The sequence below is a fragment of the Streptomyces sp. E2N166 genome (assembly GCF_003671715.1).
In the GTDB taxonomy this organism is placed as follows: Bacteria; Actinomycetota; Actinomycetes; order Streptomycetales; family Streptomycetaceae; genus Streptomyces; species Streptomyces thinghirensis.
In genome coordinates this window covers 1,403,475-1,411,683 of record NZ_RAIF01000012.1, presented here as the reverse complement: position 1 = coordinate 1,411,683, position 8,209 = coordinate 1,403,475, and the positions used below count along the sequence as shown (strand labels likewise).

Sequence of the window (8,209 nt, the reverse complement as noted above, 5' to 3'; positions counted from 1 at the left end):
GGCTCGTGCCCGTGCCGTCCGCGCCCCGGGCGGTGCGCACACGCGGGCACGACCCGGCGCGGCGGATCGCCCTCGCGGCGGCGGGAGAGCTGCGGCGGACCGGGACGCCCGCCCGGGTGCTGGCCGTGCTGCGGCAACGGCACGCCGTGGCCGACCAGTCGGAGCTCGGCGCCCGGCAGCGGCTGCGCAATCTCGCCGGCGCGCTGGCGGTGGCTCCCGGCGGTGGTCGGCTGCTGTGCGGGGGTGGGCCGGTCGTCCTCGTCGACGACCTCATGACGACGGGGGCGTCCCTGACGGAGGCGGCGCGTGCCCTGCGCGCGGCGCGGGCCGGGGCGAAATCCGCTGTGTATCCGTCGTCGGCAGGGGAAGGCAGAGAGGAACGGAAGGCCGGGCCCCGAATGGCGGGTCCGAACGAGGGCGGTGACGTGATCCGTGAAGCGATCCGCGCGGCAGTGGTCGCGGCATCACCAGATTCTTTCGAAATAAACCGGAACTGACTAGAAACTTGCTTCGTTGCAGGTAGTGAGAGGCTCAATTCACCGGAACGGAGGTACGGCGCGGTAGAGGGTGACGACATCCGTCCGGGCGAGATATGTTCGGTTGTGAGGCAAAGCCGCAGGCCACACCTTTCAAATCCGAATGCCGTGCTGCGGGTTTTACCGTCATCACCCGCACCGGTGGAGTGGAGATCTCGCCCGCGGGGGAGGAGGTGGAAGTCACCGAGTCCGAGGTTCCGGGGTAGACCGGAACCTGGTGCAAAAGGGAGATGCTCCGCCATCGAAGCGGAGTGATCCGGGAACGGAGTTCTGCGTGGACATCGTCGTCAAGGGCCGCAAGACCGAGGTGCCCGAGCGGTTCCGGAAGCACGTGGCCGAGAAGCTGAAGCTGGAGAAGATCCAGAAGCTCGATGGCAAGGTGATCAGCCTCGACGTCGAGGTGTCCAAGGAGCCCAACCCCCGGCAGGCCGACCGCTGTGACCGAGTGGAGATCACGCTCCGCTCCCGCGGTCCGGTGATCCGGGCGGAGGCGGCGGCGAGCGACCCGTACGCGGCGCTCGACCTGGCGGCGGAGAAGCTCGGTGCCCGGCTGCGCAAGCAGCACGACAAGCGCTTCTCGCGCCGCGGTGCGCGCCGGATCTCGGCGGCCGAGGTCGCCGACCACGTCCCCGGCGCGGCGACGCTCAACGGGAACGGCGAAGTCGTCCCGCAGGAGAAGCAGGACGGCGTACCCACCAAGAAGATCGGCTCGCTGGAGGTGCAGGGCGACGGTCCGCTCGTCGTCCGCGAGAAGACCCACGTGGCCGCGCCGATGTCCCTCGACCAGGCGCTCTACGAGATGGAACTGGTCGGGCACGACTTCTACCTGTTCGTCGACTCCGAGACCAAGGAGCCCAGCGTCGTCTACCGGCGGCACGCCTACGACTACGGCGTGATCCACCTCACGACGGACACGATGGTCACCCAGGCGCACCCCACCGAGGCGGGCGACGCGCTCGGCGGCTGACGACGCCCGGCGACAGCGGAACCGGTGCCCCTGGAGCGCGTGTGCGCCCCCAGGGGCACCGGTGTGCGACGGTGCGCGAGGGTCTGCGACCCCCTTCGTGGCCCGCACGTCCACCCCGGTGTCGGCCGGGCATGGAATCATGGCGGCAACGGCCCAACCGGTGGGTCGTTGCTCTGGGTTGGCGATGGCTCAGGACGACGGGCCACAGCCTTCAGGGGGAGGAACGATGGCGGACAGTTTCGGACCGATGCGGGGCGCGGGCGTCGACGGGGGGATCGACGACGGAGTCGCCGGCATGGGCTCGGACGCGGGCTCTGCGCGCGCGGAGCCGATCAGGGTCCTGGTCGTGGACGACCACGCCCTGTTCCGCCGCGGACTGGAGATCGTGCTCGCGGCCGAGGAGGACATCCAGGTCGTCGGGGAGGCCGGTGACGGAGCCGAGGCCGTGGAGAAGGCCGCCGACCTGCTGCCGGACATCGTCCTGATGGATGTGCGGATGCCCAAACGGGGCGGGATCGAGGCCTGCACCTCCATCAAGGAGGTGGCCCCCAGCGCGAAGATCATCATGCTGACGATCAGCGACGAGGAGGCCGACCTCTACGACGCGATCAAGGCGGGCGCGACCGGTTATCTCCTCAAGGAGATCTCGACGGACGAGGTGGCCACCGCCATCCGCGCCGTGGCCGACGGGCAGTCGCAGATCAGTCCGTCCATGGCGTCGAAACTGCTCACCGAGTTCAAGTCGATGATCCAGCGGACCGACGAACGCCGGCTCGTTCCCGCGCCGCGGCTCACGGACCGTGAACTGGAGGTCCTCAAGCTGGTCGCCACGGGAATGAACAACCGGGACATCGCCAAGGAACTGTTCATTTCCGAGAACACCGTGAAGAACCACGTGCGCAACATCCTGGAGAAACTGCAGCTGCACTCCAGGATGGAGGCCGTGGTGTACGCGATGCGGGAGAAGATCCTCGAGATCCGATGACGGCCGAAGCCGAAGCCGAAGCCGAAGCCGAAGGCGCTGACGGCCGCCGTCGGCGGCCTTGCGCGGGTCAGGCGAGCAGGCGGGTCAGTTCCCTCGTGAGGGGCTCGCGCAGGTCCGGTGCGTCGACCCGTTCCACGCGTACGTCCGTGCAGTCCACCCAGCCCGCAGCCTCGACCAGGGCCTGAGCGACCGCCGGGGCCGCCTTGGGGCCGTCCAGCGTGATCTGCTTGGCGACCAGAGTGCGCCCCTCGCGCGCCGGGTCCACGCGGCCGACGAGCCGGCCGCCTGCCAGGACGGGCATCGCGAAGTAGCCGTGCACCCGCTTCTGCTTGGGCACGTAGGCCTCCAGGCGATGGGTGAAGCCGAAGATCCGTTCCGTACGCGCACGGTCCCAGATCAGGGAGTCGAAGGGCGAGAGCAGCGTCGTGCGGTGCCGGCCGCGCGGGGGCGTCTCCAGGGCCGCGGGGTCCGCCCAGGCCGGCTTGGACCAGCCCTCCACGGTGACCGGGACCAGGCCCGAGTCGGCGATCACGGCGTCGACCTGCTCACCCTTGAGACGGTGGTAGTCCGCGATGTCCGCGCGTGTTCCGACGCCCAGGGACTGGCCGGCCAGGCGGACCAGGCGGCGCAGGCACTCGGCGTCGTCCAGCTCGTCGTGCAGCAGCGCGGCCGGGACGGCGCGCTCGGCCAGGTCGTACACCCGCTTCCAGCCGCGGCGCTCGACGCACACCACCTCGCCGTACATGAGCGCGCGCTCGACGGCGACCTTCGTGCCCGACCAGTCCCACCACTCGCTGGTCCTCTTCGCGCCGCCCAGGTCCGTCGCGGTGAGCGGGCCCTCGGTGCGGAGCTGCTTGACGACCTGGTCGTAGGTGCCGTCGGGGAGGGAGTGGTTCCAGTGCGGGCGGTTTCGGTAGGCGCGGCGGCGGAAGGCGAAGTGCGGCCACTCCTCGATGGGGAGGATGCAGGCGGCATGGGACCAGTACTCGAAGGCGTGCGTGTCCTGCCAGTAGGCGTCTTCGACCGCTTTGCGGCCCAGTGCGCCGAGACGGGCGTACGGGATGAGTTCGTGGGAGCGGGCGAGGACCGAGATGGTGTCGAGCTGCACCGCGCCCAGGTGACGGAGGACGCCGCGGACGCCTGCGCGGCGGTCGGGGGCGCCGAGGAAGCCCTGCGCGCGGAGGGCGAGGCGGCGGGCCTCTTGCGCGGACAGTTCCGTGATGGGGGGCGGGAGGGTCGTCATACGTCCGCACGATAAGGGGTGGGTCTGACAGTGGGGGTGGCGTGCGTGCCGGGGGGCGCGGGCATGGTCGCGTGGGCCGGCTTACGGGGCACCCTGCGTCGATGCGGGTCGGGGGTGGGTGCGCAGCCCGGCGTTGCGGGGTGCCTCCCTTACTCTCGGCTCCGCTCGAGCGGGAGGTGCTCCCACCGCCCGCCCGTGCCGCTCCTGGGGGTAGCTCCCAGGCCGTTCCGGCACTGGGGAGCACGACCGCCCGCAGCCGCGGGGTGCGGCTGCTCGCACGCTGCGGGGTGCGGCTGCTCGCGGGCCGCGCGGTGCTGCCCGTAGCTGCGTCGGGGTGGCTATGGGGCCGGCAGGTACGGGGACGTCGAGGGGAGCGAGAGGTCCGAGGGGAGGAGGGAGCCGATCCAGGAGTCGCGGCGGACGCCGTTGTTGTTGATCGCGGAGCGCAACGTGCCCTCCATGGTGAAGCCCGCGCGCTGGGCCACCGCGCGGGAGGCCGTGTTGCCGACCTCGGCGCGCCACTCCAGGCGGTCGATCGCCCGGTCGGTGAAGGCCCAGCGGGAGACGGCGACGGCGGCCTCGGTGACGTAGCCGTGGCCGCGGTGTTCCTTGGCGCCCCAGAAACCGATCTCGCCGACGCCCAGGGAGAGCATCGTGATGCCGAGCATCCCGACCAGGTCCCCGGTGGGGAGGAAGATGCCGAAGGTGAACATCGAGGCGTTCGCCCAGCCGTCGGGGACCATCTGTTCCGTGAAGCCCCGCGCGTGCTCCTGGAGATAGGGCGAGGGGATCGTGGTCCAGCGCTGGATGTCGGGATCCTGGCAGGCGGCGTACACGGAATCGGTGTCCCGGGGGCCGACCGCGCGCAGGACGAGGCGGTCGGTGGTGAGCGTGAGGGGTTCCATCGGCCGATTCTGCGCGGCGGTCCGCGACGGACGCCATCTTTTTGCCGTGCGTGAACAGACCGTCACTTTTCGCATGATTCGTCGGCGGGCACGGCACCATCCGCGGTGCCCGGACGTTGAACTCGATGACAGCAGACCGGAAGCTGGATGAAGGAGCACACGGTCCCCGTTACAGCAGGCTCCCGGGGCGGCGGGGTCCTCGCATACGATGGCCGTTGCTCAGTCCGTCACAGGAAAACGACCGTCCCAGGCCCGACCGGCAAGGAGACCAACCCCCGTGTCCGTCCTCTCGAAGATCATGCGTGCAGGCGAAGGCAAGATCCTGCGCAAGCTGCACCGCATCGCGGACCAGGTCAACTCCATCGAAGAGGACTTCGTCGACCTCTCCGACGCCGAGCTGCGGGCCCTCACCGATGAGTACAAGCAGCGCTACGCCGATGGTGAGAGCCTGGACGACCTGCTTCCGGAAGCCTTCGCCACCGTCCGGGAGGCCGCCAAGCGGGTCCTGGGACAGCGGCACTACGACGTGCAGATGATGGGCGGCGCGGCCCTGCACATGGGCTACGTGGCCGAGATGAAGACCGGTGAGGGCAAGACCCTCGTCGGCACGCTGCCCGCCTATCTCAACGCCCTGTCCGGCGAGGGCGTGCACATCGTCACGGTCAACGACTACCTCGCCGAGCGCGACTCCGAGATGATGGGCCGCGTCCACAAGTTCCTCGGGCTGAACGTCGGCTGCATCCTCGCGAACCAGACGCCGGCCCAGCGCCGCGAGATGTACGGCTGCGACATCACCTACGGCACGAACAACGAGTTCGGCTTCGACTACCTGCGCGACAACATGGCGTGGTCCAAGGACGAACTCGTCCAGCGCGGTCACAACTTCGCCATCGTCGACGAGGTCGACTCCATCCTCGTCGACGAGGCCCGTACGCCGCTGATCATCTCCGGTCCGGCCGACCAGGCCACCAAGTGGTACGGCGACTTCGCCAAGCTGGTCACCCGCCTGAAGAAGGGCGAGGCGGGCAACACCCTCAAGGGCATCGAGGAGACCGGCGACTACGAGGTCGACGAGAAGAAGCGCACCGTCGCCATCCACGAGTCCGGCGTCGCCAAGGTCGAGGACTGGCTGGGCATCGACAACCTCTACGAGTCGGTGAACACCCCGCTCGTCGGTTACCTGAACAACGCCATCAAGGCCAAGGAACTCTTCAAGAAGGACAAGGACTACGTCGTCATCGACGGCGAAGTCATGATCGTCGACGAGCACACCGGCCGTATCCTCGCCGGCCGCCGCTACAACGAGGGCATGCACCAGGCGATCGAGGCGAAGGAGGGGGTGGACATCAAAGACGAGAACCAGACGCTCGCCACGATCACGCTCCAGAACTTCTTCCGCCTCTACAAGCGCCACGACCACAACGGCAAGGAACTGCCCGGCCTGTCCGGCATGACGGGTACGGCCATGACCGAGGCCGCCGAGTTCCACCAGATCTACAAGCTCGGCGTGGTGCCCATCCCGACCAACCGGCCGATGATCCGCAAGGACCAGTCGGACCTGATCTACCGCACCGAGGTCGCGAAGTTCGAGGCGGTCGTCGACGACATCGAGGAGAAGCACGGCAAGGGCCAGCCGATCCTCGTCGGCACCACCTCGGTCGAGAAGTCCGAGTACCTCTCGCAGCAGCTCAGCAAGCGCGGTGTCCAGCACGAGGTGCTCAACGCCAAGCAGCACGACCGTGAGGCCACGATCGTCGCCCAGGCGGGCCGCAAGGGTTCCGTGACCGTGGCCACGAACATGGCCGGCCGTGGTACGGACATCAAGCTCGGCGGCAACCCCGAGGACCTCGCCGAGGCGGAGCTGCGCCAGCGGGGCCTCGACCCGGAGGAGCACATCGAGGAGTGGGCCGCGGCCCTGCCCGCCGCCCTGGAGCGGGCCGAGCAGGCGGTCAAGGCGGAGTTCGAAGAGGTCAAGGAGCTCGGCGGCCTCTACGTGCTGGGTACCGAGCGGCACGAGTCGCGGCGTATCGACAACCAGCTGCGCGGCCGCTCCGGCCGTCAGGGAGACCCCGGCGAGTCCCGCTTCTACCTCTCCCTGGGCGACGACCTGATGCGGCTGTTCAAGGCCCAGATGGTCGAGCGCGTGATGTCGATGGCGAACGTCCCGGACGACGTGCCGATCGAGAACAAGATGGTCACGCGCGCGATCGCGTCCGCCCAGTCGCAGGTGGAGACGCAGAACTTCGAGACGCGTAAGAACGTCCTGAAGTACGACGAGGTCCTCAACCGGCAGCGCGAGGTCATCTACGGCGAGCGGCGCCGCGTTCTGGAGGGCGAGGACCTGCAGGAGCAGATCCAGCACTTCATGAACGACACGATCGACGCCTATGTGGAGGCCGAGACCGCCGAGGGCTTCCCGGAGGACTGGGACCTCGACCGTCTGTGGGGCGCCTTCAAGCAGCTCTACCCGGTGAAGGTCACCGTGGAGGAGCTGGAGGAGGCGGCCGGCGACCGGGCCGGGCTGACCGCCGACTACATCAGTGAGTCCATCAAGGACGACGTCCAGGAGCAGTACGAGGCGCGTGAGGCGCAGCTCGGCTCCGAGATCATGCGCGAGCTGGAGCGCCGGGTCGTGCTCTCGGTCCTGGACCGCAAGTGGCGCGAGCACCTCTACGAGATGGACTATCTCCAGGAGGGCATCGGCCTGCGCGCGATGGCGCAGAAGGACCCGCTGGTCGAGTACCAGCGCGAGGGCTTCGACATGTTCCAGGCCATGATGGACGGCATCAAGGAGGAGTCCGTCGGCTACCTGTTCAACCTGGAGGTCCAGGTCGAGCAGCAGGTCGAGGAGGTCCCGGTCGAGGACGCGGGGCCGTCGCTGGACAAGGGCAAGCAGGACGCCGTCCCGGCCCAGGCGGGCGCCCGTCCGGAGATCCGCGCCAAGGGACTCGACGCCCCGCAGCGCCGGGGACTGCACTTCTCCGCCCCGACCGTGGACGGCGAGGGCGGTGTCGTCGAGGGCGACTTCACCACCGACGGCGAGCCCGCGCAGCCCCAGTCCGACGGGCTCACGCGCGCGCAGCGCCGCAAGCAGGCCAAGGGCGGACGTCGCCGCAAGAAGTGACGGCGCGGTGCCTTCGGGCGCCGTAGCGGTGGAAGGGCCGGGCACCTCTGGGTGCCCGGCCCTTCGGCCTGTCCCGGCGTGCGGCGTCGGCCGGCGTCGGTCGGCGTCGGTCTCAGTCGTCGTCGGTGTGCGGGCGGCGGGGGCCGCCCAGTTCCACCGCCGTGCAGCGCCAGCGCAGGTCGCGGCCCTGCTCCAGTCGGAAGGCCATGGCGCGCAGCTGGTCACCCGCGCCGATCCGGGCGAAGACCTCCAGGGCGCCGGGCCGGGGCTCGAAGTAGCCGATGTCGCGGACGACGGGCAAGGTGCCGCGCGTGCGCAGGGGGCCGCGTTCGGCGAGGTGGGCCAGGTCGTCGTAGGCGCGGCCGGCGGTGTGGCGGAGCATCGAATGGACGGGGCGCCGTCCGCTGAGCACGTTGAGGAGGAGCTCGGCGAAGCGGTCGGTGGGGCGG

The 8,209-nt window shown here is 69.5% G+C and carries 6 protein-coding genes and 1 pseudogene; 4 read left to right on the top strand and 3 right to left on the bottom strand.

Annotated features, from left to right (window positions below):
* The 3 genes and pseudogenes from EBH09_RS38895 to EBH09_RS14150 all read left to right on the top strand — a co-directional run.
* Window positions 1-497, top strand: a pseudogene (locus EBH09_RS38895) (ComF family protein); the annotation flags it as partial.
* 313 nt (window positions 498-810) lie between these two features.
* The gene (gene raiA / locus EBH09_RS14155; protein ID WP_121747280.1) at window positions 811-1,503 is read left to right on the top strand and encodes a ribosome-associated translation inhibitor RaiA; all 693 of its coding nucleotides are present in this window, start codon (window positions 811-813) and stop codon (window positions 1,501-1,503) included.
* A gap of 226 nt (window positions 1,504-1,729) precedes the next feature.
* Complete coding sequence (locus EBH09_RS14150; protein WP_121747279.1) at window positions 1,730-2,488, top strand: response regulator transcription factor; 759 nt, start codon at window positions 1,730-1,732, stop codon at window positions 2,486-2,488.
* A 67-nt stretch (window positions 2,489-2,555) separates the two neighbouring features.
* On the opposite strand, the gene EBH09_RS14145 is transcribed toward EBH09_RS14150, so the two are convergent.
* Together EBH09_RS14145 and EBH09_RS14140 are read right to left on the bottom strand one after the other, a co-directional pair.
* The gene (locus EBH09_RS14145; RefSeq protein WP_121747278.1) at window positions 2,556-3,731 is read right to left on the bottom strand and encodes a crosslink repair DNA glycosylase YcaQ family protein; all 1,176 of its coding nucleotides are present in this window, start codon (window positions 3,729-3,731) and stop codon (window positions 2,556-2,558) included.
* 338 nt (window positions 3,732-4,069) lie between these two features.
* Window positions 4,070-4,636, bottom strand: coding sequence for a GNAT family N-acetyltransferase (locus EBH09_RS14140; RefSeq protein WP_121747277.1), 567 nt, complete (start codon window positions 4,634-4,636; stop codon window positions 4,070-4,072).
* A gap of 277 nt (window positions 4,637-4,913) precedes the next feature.
* Between EBH09_RS14140 and secA the strand changes: the two genes are divergently transcribed.
* Window positions 4,914-7,760 (top strand): preprotein translocase subunit SecA, encoded by a 2,847-nt coding sequence (gene secA / locus EBH09_RS14135; protein ID WP_121747276.1) that lies wholly within the window; start codon window positions 4,914-4,916, stop codon window positions 7,758-7,760.
* A gap of 112 nt (window positions 7,761-7,872) precedes the next feature.
* Here the strand turns inward: secA and EBH09_RS14130 are convergent.
* The coding region (locus tag EBH09_RS14130) for an Rv3235 family protein (RefSeq protein WP_238697295.1) at window positions 7,873-8,209 on the bottom strand (337 nt) is incomplete at its 5' end.

Excerpts from the sequence above, each read along its gene's own strand:
- EBH09_RS14150 (WP_121747279.1), top strand. The coding sequence starts at position 1,730 with ATGGCGGACAGTTTCGGACCGATGCGGGGCGCGGGCGTCGACGGGGGG.
- EBH09_RS14145 (WP_121747278.1), bottom strand. The coding sequence starts at position 3,731 with ATGACGACCCTCCCGCCCCCCATCACGGAACTGTCCGCGCAAGAGGCC.
- EBH09_RS14140 (WP_121747277.1), bottom strand. The coding sequence starts at position 4,636 with ATGGAACCCCTCACGCTCACCACCGACCGCCTCGTCCTGCGCGCGGTC.